The organism is Sulfitobacter litoralis, from assembly GCF_900103185.1.
GTDB classification, from domain to species: Bacteria; Pseudomonadota; Alphaproteobacteria; order Rhodobacterales; family Rhodobacteraceae; genus Sulfitobacter; species Sulfitobacter litoralis.
The window spans coordinates 1-24,591 of the sequence record NZ_FNJD01000015.1 but is presented as its reverse complement, the minus strand read 5'-3'; the positions used below and the strand labels follow the sequence as shown (position 1 = coordinate 24,591).

Annotated in this window: 22 protein-coding genes and 1 pseudogene; 11 read left to right on the top strand and 12 right to left on the bottom strand. The window is 57.3% G+C overall.

Features of this window, described 5'->3' with window-relative positions; genetic code table 11:
- Positions 1 to 46: 46 nt before the first annotated feature.
- Positions 47 to 3,466, bottom strand: coding sequence for an indolepyruvate ferredoxin oxidoreductase family protein (locus tag BLQ98_RS12325; RefSeq protein WP_093733616.1), 3,420 nt, complete (start codon positions 3,464 to 3,466; stop codon positions 47 to 49).
- Positions 3,467 to 3,584: 118 nt separating this feature from the next.
- Here BLQ98_RS12325 and BLQ98_RS12320 point away from each other — a divergent pair, with 118 nt between their 5' ends.
- The gene (locus BLQ98_RS12320; RefSeq protein WP_093733615.1) at positions 3,585 to 4,055 is read left to right on the top strand and encodes an Lrp/AsnC family transcriptional regulator; all 471 of its coding nucleotides are present in this window, start codon (positions 3,585 to 3,587) and stop codon (positions 4,053 to 4,055) included.
- Between the two features lie 213 nt (positions 4,056 to 4,268).
- Here the strand turns inward: BLQ98_RS12320 and BLQ98_RS12315 are convergent, their stop codons facing one another.
- Positions 4,269 to 5,351 carry a hypothetical protein gene (locus BLQ98_RS12315; RefSeq protein ID WP_093733614.1) on the bottom strand — a complete coding sequence of 361 codons (1,083 nt, stop codon included), beginning with the start codon at positions 5,349 to 5,351 and terminating at the stop codon, positions 4,269 to 4,271.
- A 32-nt stretch (positions 5,352 to 5,383) separates the two neighbouring features.
- Positions 5,384 to 6,013 (bottom strand): transferrin-binding protein-like solute binding protein, encoded by a 630-nt coding sequence (locus tag BLQ98_RS12310; RefSeq protein ID WP_093733613.1) that lies wholly within the window; start codon positions 6,011 to 6,013, stop codon positions 5,384 to 5,386.
- Between the two features lie 671 nt (positions 6,014 to 6,684).
- On the opposite strand from BLQ98_RS12310, the gene BLQ98_RS12305 reads away from it, so the two are divergent.
- The 7 genes from BLQ98_RS12305 (at position 6,685) to BLQ98_RS12270 (ending at position 13,380) form a co-directional block, all read left to right on the top strand.
- On the top strand, positions 6,685 to 7,077 hold the full coding sequence (locus BLQ98_RS12305; RefSeq protein WP_093733675.1) for a nuclear transport factor 2 family protein: 393 nt from the start codon (positions 6,685 to 6,687) through the stop codon (positions 7,075 to 7,077).
- 172 nt (positions 7,078 to 7,249) lie between these two features.
- The gene (locus BLQ98_RS12300) at positions 7,250 to 7,591 is read left to right on the top strand and encodes a zinc ribbon domain-containing protein YjdM (RefSeq protein WP_093733612.1); all 342 of its coding nucleotides are present in this window, start codon (positions 7,250 to 7,252) and stop codon (positions 7,589 to 7,591) included.
- Between the two features lie 249 nt (positions 7,592 to 7,840).
- A complete protein-coding gene (locus BLQ98_RS12295) occupies positions 7,841 to 8,155 on the top strand; it encodes a hypothetical protein (RefSeq protein WP_141135330.1) in 315 nt (104 codons plus the stop codon).
- Positions 8,156 to 8,533: 378 nt separating this feature from the next.
- Complete coding sequence (locus tag BLQ98_RS12285) at positions 8,534 to 9,997, top strand: TolC family protein (protein WP_093733609.1); 1,464 nt, start codon at positions 8,534 to 8,536, stop codon at positions 9,995 to 9,997.
- A gap of 17 nt (positions 9,998 to 10,014) precedes the next feature.
- Positions 10,015 to 11,202 (top strand): multicopper oxidase family protein, encoded by a 1,188-nt coding sequence (locus BLQ98_RS12280; protein ID WP_141135329.1) that lies wholly within the window; start codon positions 10,015 to 10,017, stop codon positions 11,200 to 11,202.
- Positions 11,203 to 11,249: 47 nt separating this feature from the next.
- Positions 11,250 to 11,984 (top strand): copper-binding protein, encoded by a 735-nt coding sequence (locus tag BLQ98_RS12275; protein WP_093733608.1) that lies wholly within the window; start codon positions 11,250 to 11,252, stop codon positions 11,982 to 11,984.
- Positions 11,985 to 12,078: 94 nt separating this feature from the next.
- Positions 12,079 to 13,380 (top strand): multicopper oxidase family protein, encoded by a 1,302-nt coding sequence (locus BLQ98_RS12270; protein ID WP_093733607.1) that lies wholly within the window; start codon positions 12,079 to 12,081, stop codon positions 13,378 to 13,380.
- Positions 13,381 to 13,382: 2 nt separating this feature from the next.
- Here the strand turns inward: BLQ98_RS12270 and BLQ98_RS12265 are convergent, their stop codons facing one another.
- The 3 genes from BLQ98_RS12265 to BLQ98_RS12255 are packed head-to-tail and all read right to left on the bottom strand — an operon-like array spanning position 13,383 to position 17,113.
- Entirely contained in the window at positions 13,383 to 14,330 is a 948-nt protein-coding gene (locus BLQ98_RS12265; protein WP_093733606.1) for a cation diffusion facilitator family transporter, read from the bottom strand.
- Positions 14,331 to 14,369: 39 nt separating this feature from the next.
- Entirely contained in the window at positions 14,370 to 14,837 is a 468-nt protein-coding gene (locus BLQ98_RS12260; RefSeq protein WP_093733605.1) for a DUF411 domain-containing protein, read from the bottom strand.
- A complete protein-coding gene (locus BLQ98_RS12255) occupies positions 14,834 to 17,113 on the bottom strand; it encodes a heavy metal translocating P-type ATPase (protein WP_093733604.1) in 2,280 nt (759 codons plus the stop codon). Before BLQ98_RS12255 ends, BLQ98_RS12260 begins: the two co-directional genes overlap by 4 nt.
- Positions 17,114 to 17,342: 229 nt before the next feature.
- Here BLQ98_RS12255 and BLQ98_RS12250 point away from each other — a divergent pair.
- Positions 17,343 to 17,767, top strand: a pseudogene (locus BLQ98_RS12250) (MerR family transcriptional regulator).
- Positions 17,767 to 18,090, top strand: a complete 324-nt coding sequence (locus tag BLQ98_RS12245) for a YnfA family protein (RefSeq protein ID WP_093733673.1) — start codon at positions 17,767 to 17,769, stop codon at positions 18,088 to 18,090. The pseudogene BLQ98_RS12250 and the gene BLQ98_RS12245 overlap by 1 nt, the downstream one beginning before the upstream one ends.
- Positions 18,091 to 18,158: 68 nt before the next feature.
- Here BLQ98_RS12245 and BLQ98_RS12240 read toward each other — a convergent pair whose 3' ends face one another.
- Complete coding sequence (locus tag BLQ98_RS12240) at positions 18,159 to 19,814, bottom strand: Hint domain-containing protein (protein ID WP_093733603.1); 1,656 nt, start codon at positions 19,812 to 19,814, stop codon at positions 18,159 to 18,161.
- A gap of 378 nt (positions 19,815 to 20,192) precedes the next feature.
- On the opposite strand from BLQ98_RS12240, the gene BLQ98_RS12235 reads away from it, so the two are divergent.
- Complete coding sequence (locus BLQ98_RS12235) at positions 20,193 to 21,203, top strand: phosphotransferase (RefSeq protein WP_141135328.1); 1,011 nt, start codon at positions 20,193 to 20,195, stop codon at positions 21,201 to 21,203.
- 103 nt (positions 21,204 to 21,306) lie between these two features.
- Here BLQ98_RS12235 and BLQ98_RS12230 read toward each other — a convergent pair whose 3' ends face one another.
- From BLQ98_RS12230 to BLQ98_RS12215, 5 genes are all read right to left on the bottom strand, one after another.
- Positions 21,307 to 22,059, bottom strand: a complete 753-nt coding sequence (locus BLQ98_RS12230) for a glycosyltransferase family 25 protein (RefSeq protein ID WP_093733601.1) — start codon at positions 22,057 to 22,059, stop codon at positions 21,307 to 21,309.
- A gap of 4 nt (positions 22,060 to 22,063) precedes the next feature.
- Positions 22,064 to 22,939: a glycosyltransferase gene (locus tag BLQ98_RS12225; protein ID WP_141135327.1), complete on the bottom strand. Its 876-nt coding sequence runs from the start codon at positions 22,937 to 22,939 to the stop codon at positions 22,064 to 22,066.
- Between the two features lie 27 nt (positions 22,940 to 22,966).
- Positions 22,967 to 23,116 (bottom strand): glycosyltransferase, encoded by a 150-nt coding sequence (locus BLQ98_RS18100; protein ID WP_141135326.1) that lies wholly within the window; start codon positions 23,114 to 23,116, stop codon positions 22,967 to 22,969.
- Positions 23,113 to 23,868 (bottom strand): glycosyltransferase family 25 protein, encoded by a 756-nt coding sequence (locus tag BLQ98_RS12220; RefSeq protein ID WP_093733599.1) that lies wholly within the window; start codon positions 23,866 to 23,868, stop codon positions 23,113 to 23,115. The genes BLQ98_RS18100 and BLQ98_RS12220 overlap by 4 nt, the downstream gene beginning before the upstream one ends.
- Before the next feature lie 503 nt (positions 23,869 to 24,371).
- The coding region (locus tag BLQ98_RS12215) for a transposase (protein ID WP_141135325.1) at positions 24,372 to 24,591 on the bottom strand (220 nt) is incomplete at its 5' end.

Sequence of the window (24,591 nt, the reverse complement as noted above, 5' to 3'; positions counted from 1 at the left end):
TGATATTATTTGATTTAGATCCAAAGTTAAACTGAAATATTAAGTTCTATTCTAGCGCCGCTCTCAACTGTAGCTCTTGCACACGCGCGGCTTCGACAGCGGCGTGTTTTACCGGTCCGAAACCGCGTATATCCAACGGCAACGCCAGCAGCTTATGCACGACCTCACTGCGTGCATCGTCAACCTTGGCCGGCAGCTCCTCCATCAAACCTTCGTACCAGCGGATCAGGGCAACCTCTTCGCGGCGCTCTTGCGTGTAGCCAAACACATCCAGCGTCGTACCACGCAGCAGGCTGAGCTTCGCAAGGCCGGACAGCACAGGCCTGAGCCACGCACCAAAAGCACGCTTAACCGGGCGCCCGCGTGCATCCTTGCGCAAGGATACGATCGGCGGGGCCATGTGGTAGTTGATCTTGAACCCCGGCTCGAACTCTTCCTCCAGCTGCGCAGCAAAGGCGGGGTCACTGTGCAGACGCGCAACCTCGTATTCATCTTTGAACGCCATCAGCTTGTACAAAGCTTTGGCGGCAACCTGCGTCAGATCTTCGGCGTGAGCATCTGGAATTGCGCGGCGGAATTGCGCTAGGCGATCGACATAGCGCTGCGCATATCCATCGTTTTGATACGCACGTAGCCGTTCAGCTCGGTCGGCAATAATCGCATGACTGTCCGCTGAGGGCTTTGTCTTTTGCGGCAGGGCAAGCGCATCGGGCGTTGCTGCCATAATGCGCCCCAAATCAAAGGCGCGGTGGTTTTTGTCTATCGCTACGCCATTCAATACAATCGCCTGTTGCAATGCCCCATGAGAAACCGGCACGAGCCCTTTTTGCCACGCAAAGCCCAGCATCATCATATTGGCAAAAACCGTATCACCCAAAAACCGTTCGGCCATGGCATTGGCGTCAAAACCTATAAGGTTGCCAGCCCCCACCGTCGCGCGGATAGCCTCCTCACGCAGATCGGTGTGCAGCTGCGCATCACGGTGCAACACCAGATCACCCGTCGGCATTTCCGCAAGGTTCAGCACAACCTTGGTGTCGGCCCCGTAGTAGACCGAGGCCTGCGCGGCTGAAGACACAACGATATCGCATCCAATCACGGCATCCGCCGCCCCGTGATCAATACGCACCTGATGGATCGCATCCGGCGACATCCCGATCCTGATAAAGCTCAGCACGGTCCCAAATTTCTGCGCAAAGCCGGTGAAATCCAGCACGCTTGACCCTTTGCCTTCCAGATGCGCCGCCATCGTGATCAACGCGCCCACGGTAATGCCCCCCGTGCCGCCAACCCCTGTGACCAGTAGGTCAAACGGCTTCTGTAACTTTGGCAAAGCGGGCGGGGTAATGTCAGACAGCAGCGCGTCGATATCCACCTCGGCACCGGTTTTCTTGCGCCGCACAGCCCCTTCAAGGGTCACAAAGCTCGGGCAGAAACCGTTCAGACAGGAAAAATCCTTGTTGCAGCTCGACAGGTTGATCTTGCGCTTGCGGCCCAGTTCAGTCTCCAGCGGCTCGATGCTCAGACAGTTGCTTTCGAGCGAGCAATCGCCGCAGCCTTCGCAGACGGCCGGGTTGATAAAGGCAAAGCGTTTCGGGTCTTCCATCTGGCCGCGTTTGCGGCGGCGGCGCTTTTCGGTGGCGCAGGTTTGCTCGTAGATCAGCACCGACACGCCTTTGACCTCGCGCAGTTCGCGCTGCACGGTGTCCATCTCTTCACGCGGATGAAAGCTGGTGCCTTGCGGGAAATCAGCACGGGCGAATTTGTCGATGACATCCGACACCAGCGCGATCCGCGCCACCCCTTCGGCACGACATGTTTGTGCGATACCAGCCACACTGATCGGCCCGTCGACGGGTTGCCCGCCGGTCATCGCAACCGCATCGTTATAAAGGATTTTATAAGTTATATTTGTCTGAGCCGCGACCGCCTGACGAATCGCAAGCGAGCCCGAGTGGTACCACGTGCCCTCGCCCAGGTTCTGGAATAAATGCTTGCCACCGTTAAACTTGGACGCCACCACATGCGGCACGCCCTCGCCGCCCATTTGCGCATAGCCGCCGGTTTCACGGTCCATCCACCCCGCCATGACATGACAGCCAATGCCCGATGCAGCCTGCGAGCCTTCGGGCAGTTTTGTCGATGTATTATGCGGACACCCCGAACAGAAATAGGGCGTGCGCTTGGCCCCTGGCACGTTCAACAAAACAGGCGGCTTTTCAGTCAGCGCACGCGCTTTTCGTGGCAGGTTTTCATCCGGAAAGAAGGCATCTAACCGTTCAGCCACGACCGGCACCAAGGCCAGCGGGCTTAGCTCTCCGGTCCATGGCAGCAGAGGGTCGCCTGCCGCCCGGTGTTTGCCGACCATGCGACCGGGCTTGTGCCCCGGCCAATCGTAAAAATATTCTTTAAGCTGGCTTTCGATGATGCCGCGTTTTTCCTCGATCACCAGGACCTCTTTGGTGTCGGACACAAATGCCAGCGCATCCCGTCGCGCCAAGGGCCAGACCATGCCGACCTTGTAGATATCGATGCCAAGACGCCGACACGCCGCCTCGTCCAGACCCAGCAGGCGCAGCGCCTCCATCAGGTCCAGATGGCCCTTGCCGGTGGTGACGATGCCAAAGATCGCGTCTTCCAGATCATAGATGCGCTTGTCGATCGGGTTGGCTTCGACAAAGGCTTCGACGGCTCGCAGCTTATGTTCCAGACGTGTCTCGATCTCGGGGCTCGGCATATCAGAGCGGCGTACATGCAGACCGCCGAGCGGTGGGGTGAATTGCGGCAGCGTGAATGTGCGGTCAGGTTGCAACGCCACGGATTGTCCGCTTTCAACCGTTTCAGAGATCGCCTTGAAGCCGACCCATGTGCCGGAAAAACGGCTCAGCGCGAGCCCGTAGGCCCCGAATTCAAGAAACTCCCCCACGTTTGCGGGGTTAAGCGTGGGCATCATCCACGTCATGAACGCCACATCGGACTGATGCGGCATCGACGACGACACGCACCCGTGGTCGTCCCCCGCAACAACCAGAACGCCGCCCTTGGGCGACGACCCGTAGGCGTTGCCGTGGCGCAGTGCATCGCCCGACCGGTCCACTCCCGGCCCCTTGCCATACCACATGGAGAACACGCCCTCCACCTCACAATGCGGATCAAGCACGGCCTGCTGCGCCCCTAGAACCGCCGTGGCCCCAAGGTCTTCGTTCACCGCAGGCATGAAGGTGATGTGGTTGTCCTTGGTCACATCGCGCGCGCGCCAGAGCTCAAGATCGACCGCGCCCAAAGGCGACCCGCGATACCCCGAGATAAACCCCGCGGTGTTTAGCCCCTGCTGCTTATCGCGCCGCGCCTGATCAAGCATGATCCGCACCAGCGCTTGCGTACCAGTCAAAAACACAGTTCCTTCGGTCCGCGTATAGCGGTCCGACAGGGCGTAGGGGTAAAAGTCGTGGGTCTCTTTGGTCATGATGGCGATCCTTGGCTGTTATGACCATCAAACCACATCTCCGTGAAATATCTGTCCTCACTTGCGCCTGATTGCGGATTGATCGAAAATTCTATCCGCATGGAATAAGGAAACCGAAATGTCTGACCAGATGATCTTTGACGACCGCGACCGTCGGCTGCTTGAGCTTTTGCAGCGCGATTGCCGTATCTCGAACGCCGAATTAGCCGACAAGGCAGGCATGTCGGCTTCTGCCTGCTGGCGACGGGTCAAGGCCTTTGAAGACGCGGGCGTCATCGAGCGGTATCGGGCGGACGTATCCCCGACCAAGGCGGGCAATAGCTTTCAGGCCTTGGTACAGGTGCAATTGGCCCGCCATAACCAAGAGAAACTAGCCGAGTTCATCAACGCGATCGCGCATCGCGCGGAGGTGCTGGAATGTTATGCCACGACCGGGCAAGCTGATTACCAGATGCGAGTCCTATGTCGTGACATCGCCGCCTACAATCGTTTCCTAGAAGATTTTCTGTTCCGTCTGCCTGCGGTCGAAAGCGCCCAGACCAACGTTGTGCTGCGCGAGATCAAGAGGAACACCAGCATCCCGATGTGAGCGGATGCGGCGGAAGTGAACGCCGATATCTCGCTCAGTTGCATCCTCGCTTGAGCGCTGCCGACGCGAGGTCCCGATGCAACCAAAGAGATGCAACCCTGAGCAGAATAACAACCCCCCATTAATCCAATAAAAAAATAGAAGTTTAAGAACTTTCGCTATTTAATGTGCAATATATTTAATTCCTAATCGAAATACAAAACGAAGGAGCGTTCAAAACGAAATAGATTTTACATCCACCCCGAACAGCACACTGTTCTCATCATAAAACGCGACGTTCGAGTTATTCCAAGAATAGCCAATACTCACAGCCACATTCTTGTGTACCTGACTTTTTAAATTGACATTGTATTGATTATCTTCTCTCGGTTCTCCGAAGTGTGAACCTCCCCCAAAATTCCCATATGAAATGGACAATGTTGTCTTACGTTTGAACACGGGTCGTGTGATTGACGCTGTAGCCCCCCATCGTGATGTGTGTTTTCCCGCGATTTCCTCGCCCCAGTTTACACCCGTATAGAGTGCACCCACATCTGGCACGGCGCTTAGTAAACCAAGGTTAATATAGCTCTTTGGATAGTCATCCCGAAACGATCTCTTGAACGCCCATTTTGCCTCGTGGTGCCCCCAGCCAGTCGCGAAGGCCTGCGATCCGCCAAGCGACGCGTACACTTCTTCGACGCTGGCGTTCTTCTTTTCGGCAATGCGTACGCCCGCGCAACTGTCGATCCAGGTATAAGACGCGACATGGCTGCCAAGACACGCCGACGCCCCGACAGCGTGTTTTGACAGACTGTGTTCGGGGGCGAATTCGTATGAGCCGTAGGCAGAAAACTTGAGAACATGCGCCGGTGCAACGCTGTACAACAGCGTACCTGTCGCCCTCGCGCCCACGGTCATCCCCGCCTTGGCCTGATCTTCCTCATCGGTGCGGAAGGTAAATTTTCCGATATTGAATTCGTCGCCTGGCAGTCCGTTGTTGATGTTGGAATCGTAGCCGATCAACGGCTTGAGCCCCACGTAAGACAGCAGCTTCTGCGGCCCCTGTCCGGGGCGGTGCATCAGACCATCATACCGCATAAGCCGCTTCAGGTAAGCCTCGTGCCCAGGCGGCTTTGTCTTGAGCATGCTAAAAAAGCTCAGACGCTGAGATCCCGATATTATCGCGGATTTCCACACTGGCAGAGGGTCAGCCAATGGCGCGGTCGCCAAGCCGCACAATAGAATAGCGGTGCCAGCTCTGAAAAGGTTAAACAATTTAATACTCAACATTTTTATTAGGTTAAGGGGCGACATATGCCGCCCCTGCTGAAGCTCTTTGAAGGAATTTAGTCTTGTACTACTGCTTCCCATTCGCCAGCGACGAAGGTTCCATCAGAGAGAGAGCCTTCGATACCACCAACTACGGCCTCAGCGCCGTCACCAAGGAAAGTACCGTCCATAGTTCCTGTGAAGGTGTGCTCTTCCTCTTGGCCATCGACGTTTCCGTTGAGGTTCCCAGACAGGTCCGCCAAAAGGTTACCCCCTGAAATTGAGCCGTCCGAAACATCAATGGTACCGTTCACGGAATTACCTTCTTCGGAAATTTGGAAGTTGGTCATGGAGCCAGAGATTTTAGACGTTGCGAAGTCGGCAACCAAATTCAACTCCGCCGCAAGTACGGGCGTGTCGTTTTCCGCCATGTCTGTGCGAACCTGCTGCTGATCATCGTTAAGCCAAAAGCCCGCGAACCCTGCGTAGCTGGCCGTTCCCTCAGTAGGCATCTCTTGGGCTTCTGTCTTGTTTGTATAAATACCGCTTTCAGGATCGTACCCGCCGATTTCGTCAACACGTTTGGTTACCGCGTCCGCTTTGTTGCCCAGATCTTCAAAGCCAGAAATGCTGCTGCTGCCGCATGCGCTCAAGGCTACTGCGATGACAGGGGTAGCCAAGGCAAGTTTGAATGTTGAGAAGTTCATGAAATATCCACTTTCTATACTTACGTTTATACACGCCCAAATTGAACACCTCTTGTTTTCCCCAGAGGCGTGGAGCACGCAACCCACAGTTCACAATATTTTGAACGCACGTATGTATTTATTGTAGAAATAACACTCATCGTAAGTTTACTGTGTTAAATCATAAATTGAGGGCACCGCAAAATACGGCACCCCCAGTTGATAATGAAATATATTTTTGCACCCATGCTCTAGCGTCGTCGCAATACAAACGACGTGGAAAGCATAAACTCAAGAAATATAGATTCCGCAAACTACATGACACCCAATCATTTACCTATTCAAATACAATACGCAATTGATTCGATAACAAAATAATTTGCCAAATACCTCTTTTAAAATCTCACGCGGGGCTGACCCGCGATCGATAGAAAAGTGTTACGATACCCCTTTCGACTCGTCTACCCCTGAGGGTATTTTTTATCGCAAAAGTAGAATAAAGAACTGCTGAGGGTCCCTGAAATTCACCTCAGTGCGAACCGTAGGGGAATCTTACAGACACACGCGCGGCTTCAGCAAAGGACGCTCTCCCGTATTTGCGGCAGCCGACCGGATATTATCACTCTTACCAGTTTCGCGACTTTCACTTTGTTGGCAAGGTGTTTGCAGTAACCTCCGATGGATCTGATCCCATGACACTTGACCCCGATCTTCTTGTCGCAATCGAAACCTATTTCGACGCGATCCATGACTGTGATATCCAAAAGCTGAGCGCCGTGTTCCACCCGCAATCCAGCTTGTTCGATGCCGACAACGGATCGATCTTTGTAGAGCCCATAGACAGCTTTAGCCGCGACGTTGCAGGGCGTGTGTCACCGGCGTCCAAGGGCCAACCGCGTGAAGCCGAGATATTGATGATCGACCACCTGTCGCCGATCAGTGCAACAGTCAAAATCCGTATTCGCGCGCATCAAAGCATCTTTGTCGACCATCTTGGATTTGTGAAGGGCGAGGATGGGTGGCAGATCGTTTCCAAAATCTGGCACCTTGAAAGCACACTAAATACGGATGATGAAGGCACCTAACCCTCGGTCGATGTTGCTTTGGTCAAGCAATGGATCAACGCCTCCGGACCCACGCGACTAAATGTTCGACCCAGACGATATACAACGCGCAGGCCCAAGTAAGAACCTTGAAACATGATGGCGCAGAGTTTCCTCTGTGCTTCGGTTTGGTTTCGGGATATCGAACGGTTCTATGAATGACACACTTCCGCCATGCCCCGAATGCGCCTCTATCTATGTCTATCAGGTTGATGCCCTATTGAATTGCCCTGAGTGTGGACACGAATGGGTCGCGCAAGACGCAGACGACATCGCGCCGGCCACCCGCGACAGTGTCGGGAACGTGCTAGAGAATGGTGACACCGTGACTGTCATCAAGGACCTGAAGATCAAGGGGTCTTCGTCTGTGGTTAAGGTCGGAACCAAGGTTCGCGGCATTCGGTTGGTCGACGGCGATCACGACATTGACTGCAAGGTTCCGGGTGTCGGCCAAATGGGCCTGAAATCGCAGTTCGTGAAAAAAGTGCTTGGCTAGGCGACACCCAGCGAGGGTGCAGCCAAACAGCTAATACAGTTCACGCGGATACCCATATCTGGCAAAAGCGATATTCACCTGCTCAGTCGCGGACCTGTGGCGGGATGTCGCCACAAATCGCCAAAGCTTCCAGGGCTGGACGCGTTGACAGCTTGCTTTGTGTAGGGCACAGATTTGCCCATGCGTTGTCTTAAATCCCTATCAAACCTCTTTCGCCTCGTTTTGGGGGCGGTATTGATATGCGGCTTTTTGTTACTGCCCCCCTCGTCGGCGCACGCGAACAGCGGGATGCACGAGGGTGCACACGCGGCGCATCACACTGCGGATGCTTCTGCGATGGCCTTGCATCACGCGCCGCAAAATGCGGTCGCCCAGACTGCGCCCGACGACACAGCTGACAGCTTTGAGGGTGACGCATGCTGCGGTGGCATATGCCTGACTGCAGCGCTTTGCGCATCGCAGCACGCTGAAGTGACTGCCGTTCAAGCCGCCCGTTTCGCGCTCAGCTACCGGACCATGGCGTCGGCCGAAGCAACCAGCCAGCTGCGCCCCCCACGAGCCTGACCTGATCGCCGCGGTATAGCGGCCTTTGCGCCTGCGATCCTTTTGCGTTCGCGGGCAAGATCACCTAAATTTCAGGTCAAATATCCATGAAAACAGTATTGATTGCAGGGGCGATGTCCTGACCCTTGGGGCTTGCGCAACCACGCTACCGCCCTTTCCCGATGTTACGACTGCCTATGTGCAGCTGCCCACCCCCCTGCCCGACGTCGCCGCGATGACCGCTGCTGACAGCAGCGCGCGTGGCAGCGCTACAACCGCCGCTGAACAGCCCTTTGCAGGCTACCGCCGACGTGGCGTGGTGGAACCGCTCGACTGGCGACGGCTGAACACTGAGCAGGCGCCTAAGCAAGGAATGACGATGCAGGGGATGAACCACTGATGCGTTGGACATTGAAAACAGCTGCCGTCATCACACCGCTTATTCTTGGTGCCTGCACAGCCCCGACCTTGCCCATCAGCTATTCCGCACGCGATGCGGGCTTTGCCGCCGTCGAGACGCGTACCTCCAAAGCGATTGGCAAGCGCACCGTTTGGGCGCAGTCACAGTCCGAAACGGTGGCCACTTCGAAACAGGTCCGCGCCATGGTGCAGGGCAAGACGATCAATGCGGAAACTGCCGTGCAAGTCGCTTTGCTGAATAACAAGGGACTGCAGGCGTCTTACGCGCAGATCGGTCTGTCAGCGGCAGAAGCATGGCAACAGTCCACGCCTGAAAACCCTGTCGTCTCGGTCGGTCTGTTGGGCATCGGCGCGCCTGAGTTGGGGTTGTACCGTGCACTGGAAAGCATGATCGCCGTCAACTTGCTGGACGCGCGCACGCGCAAACAGCGCATCGCCGCTGCCGAAGCGCAGTTTCAACAGGCGCAAATGCAGGCTGTGAGTGACACATTGGCACTGGCGAACGAGACCCGCGAAGCTTGGGTCAACGCCGTCGCGGCGTTCGAGACGGTGAGCTATCTGAAACGCGCCGCCATCACCACCGATGCGGCAGCAGAACTGGCGCAACAGCTTGGCAAGACCGGTGCCCTCAACAAAGCCGCACAAGCGCGCGAGCAGGCGTTTAACGCTGAGATGGCCGGTCAGGTGGCGCGGGCGCGGCTTGATGCGGAACTGGCCAAGGAACAGCTGACCCGTTTGATGGGGCTCTGGGGGCAAGACGTGGCGTATTATGTGCCCGATGCCCTACCCCGCGTGCCCAACACAGTGAACGGCCACAGCGGGATCGAACGGCTGGCGCTTGCTAATCGGGTCGATCTGGAAGTGGCGCGGCTGGGGCTCGCGGCTACTGCCAAGGCTTACGGCCTGACCGACGCCACCCGCACCCTCACCGACCTTGAAGTGATCGCCGGCGCAGAGATGGAACGCGAGGTAGAAGACGGCGAGATCGAGACCAGCATCACCCCGCAGGTCGAGTTCGAATTCGTCATTCCGATCTTCGACAGCGGTAAGGCGCGGATGCGCAAGGCCGAGCTGAGCTACCTGCAGGCTGCGAATGTGTTGGCTGAACAGGCGGTGAATGTGCGGTCCGAAGCACGCGCAGCGGCCACGGCCTATCGCTCAAGCCACCAGATCGCGCGGCACTATTCGGACGTGGTGATGCCCCTGCGGCGCACAATCAACGAAGAGGCGCTGCTGAGCAACAACGGCATGATCACCAGCACCTTCGACCTGCTCAATGACGCGCGCGAGAAGCTGTCGAGCGAGTTGGAAGCGGCTAACGCCAAACGCGACTTCTGGCTGGCCTCGGCTGGTCTGACCGCCGCGATCTATGGCGGTGGCAGCGGTGGTGGCGGTGCAGGTGCAGAGACGCAAATCGCCGCCGGTGGCGGTGCAGGACATTGAGACAGGAAAACAATCACATGATGAACAGACGTCAACTGCTAGGGGCCGGCGCGGCTGGGGCCACGCTTGTTTCCTCCAAAGCATGGGGCCAGACCATGAACATGGGCCTGCCTGAAGCCGCCGTCATGGACAGCGCGCTGACCCAATCGCCAACCCGCCCCACCATTGAGGCGGTCGAAGGCGACCGGGTGCGCATCTATGTCACCAACCGCCTGCCCGAGCATACGACGGTGCATTGGCACGGGCTGATCCTGCCCTCGGGCATGGACGGTGTCGGCGGCCTCAGCCACCCCGGCATCCCGCCGGGCAAGACTTTTGTCTATGAGTTCGATCTGACCAAATCCGGCACCTTCATGTATCACCCCCATGGGGATGAGATGGTGCAGATGGCAATGGGCATGATGGGCATGTTCGTGGTCCACCCAAAGGATCCCGATTTCATGCGCGTCGATCGGGACTTCCTGATCATGTTGAACGCTTTTGATATTGATCCGGGCACCTACATACCCCGCATCATGACGATGACGGATTTCAACCTGTGGACCTGGAACAGCCGGATTTTCCCCGACATTGATCCGCTTGTCGTCAATCAAGGGGACAAGGTGCGCGTACGCGTCGGCAACCTGACGATGACAAACCACCCGATCCACATGCACGGCTATGACTTTAAGGTCACCTGCACCGATGGCGGCTGGGTGCCGGAATCGGCGCAATGGCCCGAGGTCTCCATCGACATTCCCGTGGGCGCCATGCGGGCCTATGAGTTCACCGCCGATCATCTGGGGGATTGGGCAATCCATTGCCACAAGTCGCACCACACGATGAACGCAATGGGCCATGACGTGCCGACGCTCATTGGCACCAGCAGTTCCAACATGACACGTCAGGTTCGCCGCGTGCAGCCCGAGTTCATGCCCATGGGTACAGCGGGCATGGCGGATATGGGCGAAATGTCGATGCCCCTGCCCGACAATACCGTGCCGATGATGGCCGGTTGGGGGCCGCATGGCCCGCTGGAAATGGGCGGCATGTTTTCGGTCGTAAAGGTGCGCGAAGGCATCGATGCGGACGATTACGAAGATCCCGGCTGGTACGAAAACCCTCCGGGCACCGAGGCGTATGAATGGACGGGAGAGCTGCCAGACTTTGCGCAGAACCACAGTCCTAAAACACAAATCACGCCGAAACCAACCTCAAAGGGCTAAGCGGCCCTTAGACCATAATCACCTCTAAAAACCATACAGGAAACACAATGAACAAACTTCTTATCTCGACCGCCCTTTCCCTGCTTCTCTCGGCCCCTGCGTTTGCTGCAGGTGCCCATGACGGGGGCCACGGCGATGACGGCCACGGCGACATGCATAAAGAAATGGCGGTCGGCATGCCCGGCAAGGCAGATGCCGTTGACCGCACCATCGAAGTCAGCATGCGCGAGACTGACGACGGCGAAATGATCTTTGAACCCGCCGAGTTCGACATCAAGAAGGGCGAGACCATCCGTTTTGCCGTCACGAACAAAGGCGAGATCGAGCATGAGTTCGTGATCGACACAATGGAAGGCAACGCCGAGCACAAAGAAGCCATGGCCAAGATGGACATGGAGCACGACGACCCGAATTCTGTGCGTCTGGATCCCGGCATGGAGGGCGAGGTGATCTGGAAATTCGCCAATGAGGGCAACTTTGAGTTTGCCTGCCTGATCCCCGGTCACTACGAATCCGGCATGCATGGCCCGATCACCGTGGCGCAGTCTGATGAGGCACCCGCGGCACCGGCTGTCTACTCAACCGGCAAGATCAAGAAAGTCGACGCCAAAGGCAAAAAGGTCACCATCATCCACGGGCCGCTTGAAAACCTAGACATGCCGTCCATGACCATGGTGTTTAAAGCTGACGAAGCGCTGATCGCCAAGATGAAAGAAGGTCAAGACATCGAATTCGTCGCTGACCGCGTCAAAGGCAAGCTCACTGTCACACAGATGAAGTAAATCCGACTTCGGGGCCGGTCACATTGATCGGCCCCGAACGCGCTCATTTTTCCTAGCTAGCGCCACCTTTGAACTATTTTCGGTAAGGCACGATATGAACAGACGACAGTTTCTCGCGAGCGTTTCAGCCACAGCAATCCTCCCCTTGCGGGGCTTGGCCGCTGCGGCCCCGTTCACGCTTAGGGCCGAACCCGTCACGCGGCAGATCCTACCCGAAGGCGAAGGCAGCACCGCGATGCTGGGCTTCAACGGGTCGATGCCCGGGCCGGAGATCAGGGTCAAACGTGGCGCACGCACGACGGTGGAGGTCGAAAACGGTCTGGACGAAGGCACCGCAGTCCATTGGCATGGCATCCGGCTTGAAAACCGGATGGACGGAGTGCCGATGATGACACAGGATCTGATCAACCCCGGCGACAACAAGACCTATAGCTTCGTGCCACCGGACGCGGGAACCTACTGGTATCATTCGCACTACATCTCGCAAGAACAGGTCGCACGCGGCATGATGGGGCCATTGATCGTCGAGGATGATCTACCCCCCGATGTGGACCATGACATCACGGTACTCCTGTCTGATTGGATCATCGCCGAAGATGGCAGCCTCATCGACGAATTCTCGGATATGCACAGCGTCGCCCACGCAGGCTATATGGGCAATTTCGCGCGGGGCTTCCTCTCGCAGGATGCGGTGAAAAATGCTGACCGCGTCCGGCTCCGCATGATCAACGCGGCCACAAACCGCATCTTTTCGCTGGCGGTTACCGGCGTCACAGGGTCGGTCGTTGCACTAGACGGCATGGCACTTGAAACGCCGCGCAGCTTGGCTGACCTCGTGCTGGCCCCTGCGCAGCGGGCGGATCTGATCGTTGATATCACCGGTCCCGTGGGCTTTGATATGCAGTCGCGTCAGGGGTCCTACCGTCTGGCTGAGTTGGCAATCTCTGGTACAAACACGGACCGAATTCCCAAGCCAATTGCCCCGCTTGTAGCGCCGAACCTGCCAACGCCGGGCGACCCCAGCCAGCATCTGACGCTGACCATGATGGGCGGTGCTATGGGCGGGCGACACGGGGGGGCTAATATCTGGTCCTTCAACAATATCTCTGACCTGCATGACGACCCGTTTGGAGCGTTTGAGCGCGGCGAGACGGTGCGGATCACCCTTGCGAACGATACCGCATTCCCGCACGGCATTCACCTGCACGGCCACCATTTTTACGAAGTTGCCCCTGATGGTAGCCTCGGTGACCTGCGCGATACGTCACTGGTAGCCGCGGGCGAAAGCCGAGATGTCATCTGCGTCTTCGACAATCCGGGACGCTGGTTGATCCATTGCCACATGTTAAGCCACGCCGTCGGCGGGATGCGGACATGGGTCAAGGTCTCTGATTAGGGTCAGCTGTGATCCGGCTTGGGGCCACCCGCCTTGGGTGGCTCCTCGTGACCAAACAGCGATGCGCCTTCATGCGCGCTGTCAGAGGTTTCAAATTCAAGGCTCGAATGGGAAATACCGAAATCCACCGCGAGCATTCGTTTGATCTCGCGTTTTACGGCGTCAAGTTCGCTCCAATCCTGCCCCACCAACACCACATGACAATCAAGCGCCACCTCATGTTCTTGCATTTGCCATAGGTGGACGTGGTGCACGTCACGCACGCCATCCAGTTTGGCCAGCGCCCCGACGACTGCGGTGGCATCCATATCAGGTGGGCTGCCCAGCATAAGCATGCGGATCGGCCCGCCGATTTCGGTCAGCGCGAGATAGAGGATATAAACAGCGATACCGATTGTAATCGCAGGATCGACCCAACGCAGGTCATACAGAATAATAAGCGTACCGCCGAAAATCACCGCAACCGAGGCCAACGCATCTGACAGGTTATGTAAGAACAGCGCCCTGATGTTCACACTGTCCTTTTGCATAGTATAGGTCAGCAGCGCCGTCAGCGTATCTATCACAAGGGCAACACAACCCAGAATGACCACGGTCCAGCCCGCCACCTGAGGCGGGTCGATCAGGCGCATTCCGCCCTCGTATATTAGGTAAAAGCCGACCAAAATCAGCGTGGTATAGTTAATAAGGGCGGCCACGATTTCGATCCGGCCGTAGCCGAATGTCATACGCGCGTCCGCCGGCCGTCGCGCAATTTTGCGGGCGACAAACGCAATGACCAAAGAGGCCATATCAGAAAAGTTGTGAAGCGCATCGGCGACGAGCGCGAGCGATCCCGATAACACCCCGCCCACAATCTGCGCGACCGTGAGCAGCGCATTCGCCCAAATCGCGACCGACACTCTTCGATCACCGCTTTGCGGGTCAATATGAACGTGATCATGGGCCATGGGAGCTACCTTTTCATTTGAGAAAGAAAGTGCCGTGCGCTACGCGGCTTCGTAGCTCGAGAACACTTCGGTGCTGCCATCGCGGGCAATCAGATAGACATCATACGCTTCGCGCTTTGTCTCGGGGCCCATGCCCGGCGAACCATAGGGCATCCCCGGTACGGCGAGGCCAATGGCGTCTGGACGCTCGGCCAGCAGTTTGCGGATGTCAGCGGGCGGCACGTGGCCTTCGATCATATAGCCGTCAATCTTTCCAGTGTGACAAGACGCCATGTTCTGCGGGATGCCGTTGTCTTGCTTGTACCGGATCAGGAGCGTTCCCAGGCTGCGTTCGGTCGTGACGGCAAAGCCCTCTTTTTCTAGGATATCGATCCAAGCTGAACAGCACCCGCAGTTGGGGTCTTTCATCACGTGGATCGCAGGTTTCTCTTTGGCCCATGCTGCAAGGGGTGCGGCGGCGGCCAAGCTCGCAGTAAAAGCCAAAAAGCTGCGTCGTGTGAGGGTCATATCGTGTCCTTCCGAGGGTTCAGACTATGGTTGCTATAGGTTGTAGGGCGGCTGGCAGGTTCGGCCAGCCCATCAGCAGTGTTTGGCCGGAAGAACAACAAACGCAGGGCGTTCAACGTCACCAGAACGGTTGCCCCAGTATCAGCCAGGATCGCGATCCAAAGGCCCGTCACGCCGAGCATCGTCGTAACCAGAAACGCACCCTTAAGTCCAAGTGCGATGGCAATGTTCTGCCGGATATTACCCATCGTCGCGCGGGCAAGCCGAATTTGGCCGGGTACATCTGTCACCCGGTCGCGCAAGATCGCAGCATCAGCTGTCTCGAGCGCCACATCGGTGCCGGACCCCATCGCAACCCCCACATGCGCTGCGGCCAATGCAGGCGCGTCGTTGATGCCGTCGCCGATCATCATGACCTTGGCTTCAGCCGCGAGGCTTTGAATGGCCGCGACCTTATCCTCAGGCATCAGCTCTGACTTGTGGTCGATGCCAAGGCCTTCTGCGATAACAAAGGCTGTGCGGCTGCTGTCCCCTGTAAGCATGACCGATGAAATTCCCAAGGCGTTCAATTGGGCCACCGCCTCTGCCGCATCGGCGCGGGGTTCATCGCGCAGGGCGATAAGACCTTGGGCCACACTGTCGAGAAGCACGATCACCACGGTTTTGCCCTGCGCTTCAAGCGTCTCGACCTCGGCGCGCAATGTCTCTGACAGGGCCCCGCGTTCTGCCGCCAAACGCGGTGAGCCCACGCAGATGGTTGCGCCTGCGATCACCGCTTCGGCCCCTTTTCCGGGCAAGGCGCGTGACTGTGTCGCAGTGGCGGGGTCGATCCCTCGCGCCTCTACCGCGCGGCAAATGGCTTGGCCCAGCGGGTGGCTGGCGCCACTCTCTACTCCGGCGGCAAGGGCCAAAAGACCGGTTTCGTCTCCGACGATGGTTTGCACATCGGTCACTTGCGGCTTGCCGTGGGTCAACGTTCCGGTCTTGTCAAAGGCCACATGCGTGACCCGCGCGGCCGCTTCAATCACCGCGCCGCCCTTCATTAACAACCCGTTGCGCGCCCCGGTGGACAGGGCCGAGGTGATCGACGCGGGCACCGAGATCACCAGTGCACAGGGGCAGCCGATCAGCAGCAAGGCCAGCGCACGATAGACCCATTCGTCCCACGCGCCTCCGAAGGCAAGCGGGGGCACGACGGCGACCAATACAGCCAAGCCCACCACGGCGGGCATATAGATGCGGCTGAACCGGTCGATGAACCGCTCGGTCGGCGCTCGGGCGCTTTCTGCCTCTTCGACCAGCCGCACAATGCGGGCGATGGTGTTGTCTGCCGCGGCTTTGATGACGCGCACGCGCAGCAGGGCTTCGGTATTGATCGATCCGGCAAACACCTCCGCGTCCGGCTCTTTGAGGCGCGGCACGCTTTCGCCGGTGACAGGGCTTTCATCGACGCCCGAGGTGCCGCTGACCACTTTGCCGTCACAGGGCACCCGATCACCGGGGCGCACCTGCACAATTTGGCCGACCCTAAGGGTCTCTGCCGCCACCTCGCGTGTCCTCCTGCCCACTTCAAGGCGCGCCGTTTTCGGTACCAGCTTGGTCAGTGCACGAATGCTATTTCGCGCCTTCCCGGCAGAGACACCCTCCAGCAATTCGCCCACGGCAAAGAGAAAGACCACCAGCGCGGCCTCTTCCGGCTCTCCGATCACAAGCGCACCACTTGCAGCGATGGTCATCAGCATTTCGATGGTAAACGGCATCCCCACCCGCGCCATTGCGACCGCACGGCGGGCCACGGGAATGAGCCCAATCAATGTGGCCAGAACGAACACCCAGTGTGAAACCTCGGCTGGCAGGACCAACCGGGACGCCCATGCCGTAGCAAGCAAGGCACCGCTGCCAAGCACCAAACGCGCTTTCGCAGTCTGATACCAATTAGGTTCTGGTGGCGCATCGGTGGCGCTGCGTGGCTCAGGCCCCGCCCCGTCATCGTCAGGCATCGCGTCGTCAGGCAGAACGAAACCGACCTTCGGCTTTTCTGCCTTCGCCCCCTTCGCAGAAATGCCAAAACCGATACCGCGCACGGCTTTCTCGATCCGCTCGGGCGAGGTTTCACCCTCGTTCAGCGTCAGGCGCAGCCGTTCAGACATCAGCGCGACATCGACCTCCGCGACCCCCGGCAAGCGCTCCACCGCGCCGCGCACCTTGGCCGCGCAGGCGCCGCAGTCCATCCCCGTAACCCGCCATTCGCGGCGTGCCGCCTTGCCGTCCGCCATCTTATCTTCCTATCTGATTCACTGTCAGAAACAGACATACGACCTACAGCAACTGTAGCTTCAAGCGTTGATTAAGATTTTTTTATCAGGCCCCAGTATAGGAATACTGGGGACATAAGGCCATTCAGCGACGCCCACCTTGTGCCCAGCTGACGGGCCACTTTGAACCACCGGCTTGCGCGGAGCGCCTCCAAAACCTACAACGACTGTAGGATAAAGGAGAACAGACATGCTCGCCATCGGAACATTGGCAAAGCGCACCGGCACCAAGGTGCAAACGATCCGCTACTACGAACAGATTGGTCTTATGCCTGAACCCGATCGCACCGATGGCGGGCAGCGGCGGTACGGAATTACCCAGCTAGACCGCCTCGCCTTCATCCGCCATTCCCGCCAGCTTGGCTTTTCGCTTGAAGCGATCCGCGAGCTCTTGGCCTGTCAGACTCGCCCGAACGTTCTTGCGCTGAGGTCGATGCTATCGCCCAAAGGCAGCTCCGCGAAGTCGAGGCAAGGCTTGTGCGGCTCCAGGCACTCCGCGTTGAATTGCAGCGGATGATCGGAGCGTGCAATGCGGATCGGGTCGCCGACTGTCGCATTCTCGAGGTGCTGCGCGATCACGAGGAATGCCTTGCTGACCACGGAGCCGCCGCATGATGCCCGCCGCCCTGCTCTATCCGCTTGCGGCCTTGGCCGAGATCGCGGGGTGTTTTGCGGTCTGGGCGTGGTGGCGTGGTGCGTCGCCGCTATGGCTGATGCCGGGGCTGCTATGTCTGGTGGTATTTGCGGGCTTGCTAGCGATGATAGAGGCCGGTTTCGCCGGCCGGGCGTTTGCAGCCTATGGCGGTATCTATATCGCGGCATCACTTGTGTGGATGTGGGTCGTGGAAGAGCAGCGGCCGGATCTTTGGGACGTTGCTGGCGCGGGCTTGTGCGTTCTTGGTGCAGGATTAATCCTTTTCGCACCCCGCACGGGATAGATCGCATGGTCAAAGGCTCTGACGGCAGGACCGTAAAGTCACCGCCGTCAGAGCAGCTATCTCGCTTCTTACATGAGAAGTCGGGCTTCAAACTTTTTGACAACCGTCCGCGCTGATTGGAATTGTTGCAGCCCTTCGGCAGAGTGCAGCTCGGGGAACAGTGTAAAGATTTCATTTCTCTGGGCGTCGTGCAGCCCTTCTAATGAATAATCTCCGGGCTGGAAGCTTTCAGTCCACGCGCCATCGGCCAGGATCACTTGGTGTTGTTCGCACATGATGTGAATGTAATGCACGCCAGTATACGACTCGACCGTCGTGATGCCGGCCTTTCCAGCCATATGTTTCGCAGCGATCAGAACTTCGGTTTCCGACATGATCATCTGTACGGAGCTGCCAGTCATGAGCATTCTGTGGTTCGGCGACACCAACATATCGACTTCTGGGATGTTGGGCGCAATCGACCCAGCCTGAATTAGAACAGGGCGCAGCTCGGGGTGGGCTTGCAGGTGCTGCGCAGTAAGGGATTTCGATCCGACCCAACAAACGGGTTGCAAGCCGCTGTCACGGGTAATCAGACGATCGCCTTCGCGAATGTCTTCTACGCGCACCTGACCACGGTCCGTTGCGATCAACGTGCCGGGGGTAAAGCAGATGACTTTAGGGGGCGGGCTGGCATCCTCAACGGAAGCAATTTTACCGATGTCGTCAAATACTACGCGCGTGCCATCATCCAAGAGAACAACGCCGCCATCCTGAAGATCATCGTCGATGTCGTCATGCTTGTTTACGATCTGGCGCATTTGACCGGGCGTCAAAGTGAAGGTCTCTCCGCTTTGGAGCGTGACCGTCACGGGACCCTCGACATAAAGGATGTCGTTTATGTCTTGTCCGCTCGCAGACCCGTACGGAGGGTTCTTGCTTCCGCCGCTGCCGCCTGTACCACCGCTTAAATACTTGCTCCCAGGGGCACCACCATAGACGGTGTCGGTACCACCGCCCTGCCGACTGACGTAAAAGGAGTCGCCCCCGCCACCGGAGCCATAACCGGAACCAGAGCCGCCTTTCCCGCCAAACATGAGATCCTCTCCGGCACCGCCGTACAGGCTGTCGGCACCAGAGCCGCCGAAGATAACATCGTCACCGTCATCGCCGCAAATAATGTCGTCGCCGGATCCACCGCTAATGGTGTCATCGCCATCGTTTCCGCGGATGACATCATCGCCCGATCCGCCGTAGATCAGGTCATCGCCTTTACCGCCAGAAATGCTGTCGTCGCCCTTTTGACCGTAGAGCGTGTCGTTCCCATTACCCCCCAGAACAACATCATCTCCGGAACCGGCCTTGATGTAATCGTCACCATCACCGCCTGCTAGACGGTCATCACCCTTGCTGCCGTAAAGGGTATCATCGCCCGCTTCGCCATAGAGTTTATCGCCAGCACCGCTGCCGGATCCGCTACCAGATCCATGCCCAGACCCGCTACCGGATCCTCCGGTTATCTCATCGTTGCCAGCGCCGCCGTAAACAGTGTCTTGCCCCTTGCCGCCGTCGATGGTGTCATCGCCATCACCGCCGTAGATAACGTCATTGCCATCATCACCATCGATATCGTCATTTCCCGCCATACCAAAGACGGTATCATCACCGTCTTTGGCGTTGATGGTGTCACCATTAGAAGTGCCGTTGATGACGTTGTCTTGGTTATTACCTTCGATATCGGACATTTGAGGAGCATCCTTTGAACCTAAAAAACACTAGGTGTGACTGTGCAGCATGACTGCGGAATTAAAAAACTAGGGTGTAGAGAGTTAAACTAATCTATAGCGTGCCAATGAAAGCACGCAAGAGCGTTCAAATGAGCAGACCAGGTCTAACGAGGCGAAAAAAGTATCTTAAATTATAAGGCACTGATACTAAATCAAAAAAAACGCCCATGCCGAATTATGATACTTTTAAGGCACCAAGAGGAGCGTTTCCATTTTACACACAATAGCATCGAAATGCATCTGCAGCAACCAAAAAGGGATAAATGCCGCCAACCGATACTTTCTGTCCCAAGCTAAATACATTACATCCTGCCACCTGTATAGGTTGAAAATTACGTGAATACGCCAGACCATCCGAGCAAAAATCCCAAACCGAAACGTCCGTCTGCAGATCACGCCGCACTGGCCGCAGAGGCGTTTTTTGGCAAACCCATAGAAAAAATAACGGCCCCCGGAGGGCGGGAACGGGCGAGCGTCCGGATACATTTTCAAGACCAGCAGATCATCGCGTCATGGCGCGCTGACCCAAAACGCCGGCTTAGAGAAATTCGTATTCTAGAATATCTATCACAGGCCGAGGCAGACGTTCCAACTTTGCTCGGTGTGCACGATGGCTGGACATTTCAAAGCGATGTGGGCAGCAGACGTTTGACAAGCGCATTGTTGCGCCGGTCGGGCGCTCACAGAGATGACCTTGCCGTTGCGGCGATCGAAAGTCTGGTGCGTATAAAGCAGACTATTCAAAAGGATTTTTTGCGCGACACCCCCTCAATTGCGACCAGCCCGGCGTGGGCACTGCGTTTCGCATCCGGGCCGCGGCACCTTGGACACGCCTTAGATGCCCCTGCTCCCGAAATCGATGAAAACGCGCTTGCACATAGCATTCTAGACTTGCCCGTAGAATTTGTGAAATGGGACGCCAGACCAGGAAACGCAGCCGTTTCAGACGACGGTAGGATCATATGGTTCGACTGGGAGGATTACGGCCGCAGAATTGGGATGGAGGATACTGCATTCCTTGTCGCCGACGAATTCTGGCCGTTCACCGCGGATAAATCGGTCGAACTTCTGGAGCAAACCGGCGTATTGAAGCAGCAAAATAGATCCGTTTTCTTCAGGTTCGCAGCGCTTCAGGCCATACAGCGATGTCTGCTCATCATAGACCAGCAACAAAAGTTCGGGTGGTACGATGCAGAACGCGCCAGACGGTATGATCGCATCGGTGTAAGCCAAGAGCTGCTTGCGAACTGCATGAAGAATGCAGAATTTTTCGCAGCTCAGGATCAAAGCACCCAATCTTTGACACCCTGGCTTGCAAGGCTGAGCACGTCATCAAAGATGCTCTGAGGTAGAGGTGCCGATGACGCGTAGCGATTATGCGCATCGGCACGCTCGGGCCTGCGGCCGCGTCATGTCATTGCGCTGTCCCTTGCGCAGCTTGGCAGAGCGTCTAGCCCTCTAGCTGCGGCCAAAGTTCAAGACGTTCGGTGCCCGGGCGCAGCATGACCGCCCCCATCGCCAATTGCCGCATATATCGCCTGACCCGATGACGGGTGCCGCCCTGCACAGGTCGCGTCACGCTAGAAATTGCGCTGCTCACCGGAATAGGAGGCGTGAGCCCATACCGTGACGCCATATCGATTTGGATGGCTTGTGCAGGGGCGGCCTGCCAGCGCTTGAGCTGGGGGGTTTCTACGATCACGGCGTCTGCGAGCGCCGGCACTTTCGCCGACCGTTCGAGTAGCTTACGCGCCCCTTCGGGCCAAAGGACATACGCGGCGGCCCCGCTTCGGTCGAGCCACAGCCGCCGCAAGTCTGACATCTGCGGATGCGTCGCCCCCAGCAGCTTTTTACGGCCGCGTGTTTCGAGGCTCAGGTGTTCTATGTCCTTAATCTGCATGGCTTGGGCAAGAAACGGGGCGACAGAAGGCATAAGCCACGCGTCATCTTCCAGTATGAGGATCGGCTCGCCCACTGCGACAACCCGCTGCCACGCAGACCGATGCGACAAAAGGCACGCTTTTTCGACATCTCGTAAAGGTCTTTGCCAGCGGCTCCAGTCCAGATCATTCGCAAGGCTTGGCAGCTGCGCCACGCCTATCGCGGGCACCACATCCAGCCCTAAACCCAGCCGTTCAGCCTGGCCGCGCTGAAATGCCAACCGTTGCGTTTCACGGACAAGATTGATGACAAGCGCGCGCATCAGCCTAACCGCTGAAGTCGCCAGAGAAGACTTTTAGATAGGCATCCACAATCGCTGATTTGCTAAAGTACTGGTCCAGACGCGCGCGCGCGCCAGCCACAAAGGACGCCGCGAGCGTTTTATCATCGCGGATGCGCGCCAAACCTGCCGCAATCGCATCATGATCATCGATTTCGGTTACAATACCGTCGATGCCATCCCGCATATACCAATCCGGCCCTTCAGACCGGGTGGCGACGGTCGGCACGCCGACTTTCCACGCCTCTAACAGAGTGTTGCCAAGCGGTTCATGGCGCGAGGGCATAACGAATGCATCGGCGGCCGCCACGACGTGAAAGGGCTCGGATACCCAGCCGGTAAAATGAACCCGCTCTGCCATGCCAAGTTCGCGTGCTAACGCCTCGAGGTTGCCGCGTTCCCGACCATCGCCCAACAACCACAGATGAGCCCCAGGCAGCTTTGCCACAGCACGTATCAGCACATCAAACCCCTTGCGTGGCACAAAGCGCCCGCTTGCGGCCACGACAAAAGCGTCCTCGGGCGTGTTCAGGCTGGCGCGGTCAATCGCGACTGGCGTGATGTCCCGCGCAAAGTTAGAGATTGTCAGCACAGGCTTGGTCCAGCCAAGATCCCGACACCGCGTTGCGATGCCGGGCAGATTGCCCACCAGCAGGTCGCACTTGCCAAAATGCTTGAGGTTTTGCGGAAAGTCCCCCATCCGGGCGAGCTTTACCGTATCAGGCCAGCTGTGCAAAAGCCGGCCCGCCCGTGGCATCCATGCCATCACGGCGTCTGGCTTCCAGCTTTTCACCCAACGGTCAGCTTGATAATGCGCGACAAGAGACATCGGCGAGATGCGGCTGAAATTATTGCGTATCACCGGACCAAGCGGGGATATCTCGGGCTCTCAACTGCGGTTAGGCCGGATAATGAAACGCTGCTCGACACCTCGCTCGGCAAAGGCCTGGGCAAGGTTCACAAAGAACCGTTCGGCACCACCTTCTTTACCAAAGTGAATATGGAGGACCCGTGGCTCCCTGGTCTTGGCCGCGGTCACGTGCGCCATCCTTCGCGCCGTCTATGCCGCGCCAAAGCAAGGCGATACCTCAGCGCGTAACGTGCGCGGTGCAGAAATTGAACGAAACCGCCGCGCCGCGCTGTGCGCCGCGCCCGTCCGACTGTTCCGGTAACGGTCTGCTGATCCCCAAGAACCACAGGCGGCGGCAAAACCAAAGCAACCCGCAGCCCGGTTTCCCAGACAAATTTTTGGTCTTCATCTACGGGACGGAAAAACGGCAAGGCCTGTGCAACCAAACGCGCAGCCGCGCTTTTGGTGAGCGCATACTCTATCAGGCAGGTTGGCACACGGTAGGGCGTGCCGATCTGGACATCATCAAGCAATGACCGTGCGTTGCAAAGCTCTACGTCTGTATCCAAAGTGAACAGTTTAGTCATGTCCCACTCGCCGGCTGCGTCGGCGCTCAGCGCCCTTAAAACGGGGCCAAGCTGCGCTGTTGCGTCGAAATCATCTTCAAAGATAAATCCCCCTGCAGCGTCACCGTCTGCAATGCGCTGCCACGCGGCGATATGCGACAGGTAACACCCGATTTCAGCCGGTACCAACGGGTGGCGTCCCTCTTTGGCGTTGCGCTTGGCGTCGTAGGTTCGGGCAATCTCGGCCTCGGTTAAGGCCCAGCCATTCACGCCTTCGACCCGCTCGAAGGCAATATCCTGTGCGGTCATAATTTTGGTAACCGCGTCAAGACGGGCGGTGTTGTCAGCAAGGTTAATCACATAGGACGGCCACATCTTATGCGTTCCCGCTTGACTGGAGGTTCTCGTGGATGCGTGCCGCATCGGTGCATGCGCGGGCGCGACTATCCGCAACCATCGCCTGCTCTGCGGATTTAGTCATATCAACCATTACTGTGCTCCAATCCTCATCCATACCGTCGATGCGACGCAAATATTATCAACGCTGTGCCACAAACAATTCCGATCGCGCATCAGCGGCTTTGCCGTCAAGATATCAAGCAACTTTGCTATATGTAACCACATCAATCGCAAGGGTCCATACGTGTCCGATTGAGGGTGGAAAGGTGACAGCGGCGACGCAGAGAATGCTTTTGGAGATGCGAAGGTGTTCCATTGGATATCGAAACAGTTTACGACGTCAGCTGTTTGGCGCCTAAGACTTTCATTGTGCAGTAGCTATCCCTGCAAATTGTTATATTGGGTGCCTTTTAGGGAATGAGGCGGGAGTGTCATGAACTTTGTGTATCTGGTCTGGCCCATGCGGGTTTTAGATACAGTCACGCATTGAAGCGATCCTCAAACATTATGGCGAAATGATTGCGGGCCGCAAACCATTCTCGAACATTTCGGCCGCCTTTCTCAAACTTGCGGATCGCCAAGTAGATCAGCTTCGTGGCTGCGTCTTCGGTCGGGAACGATCCCCGCGTCTTAATCGATTTGCGGATTACACGGTTCAAGCTTTCAATTGCGTTGGTGGTGTAGATGATCTTTCGGATG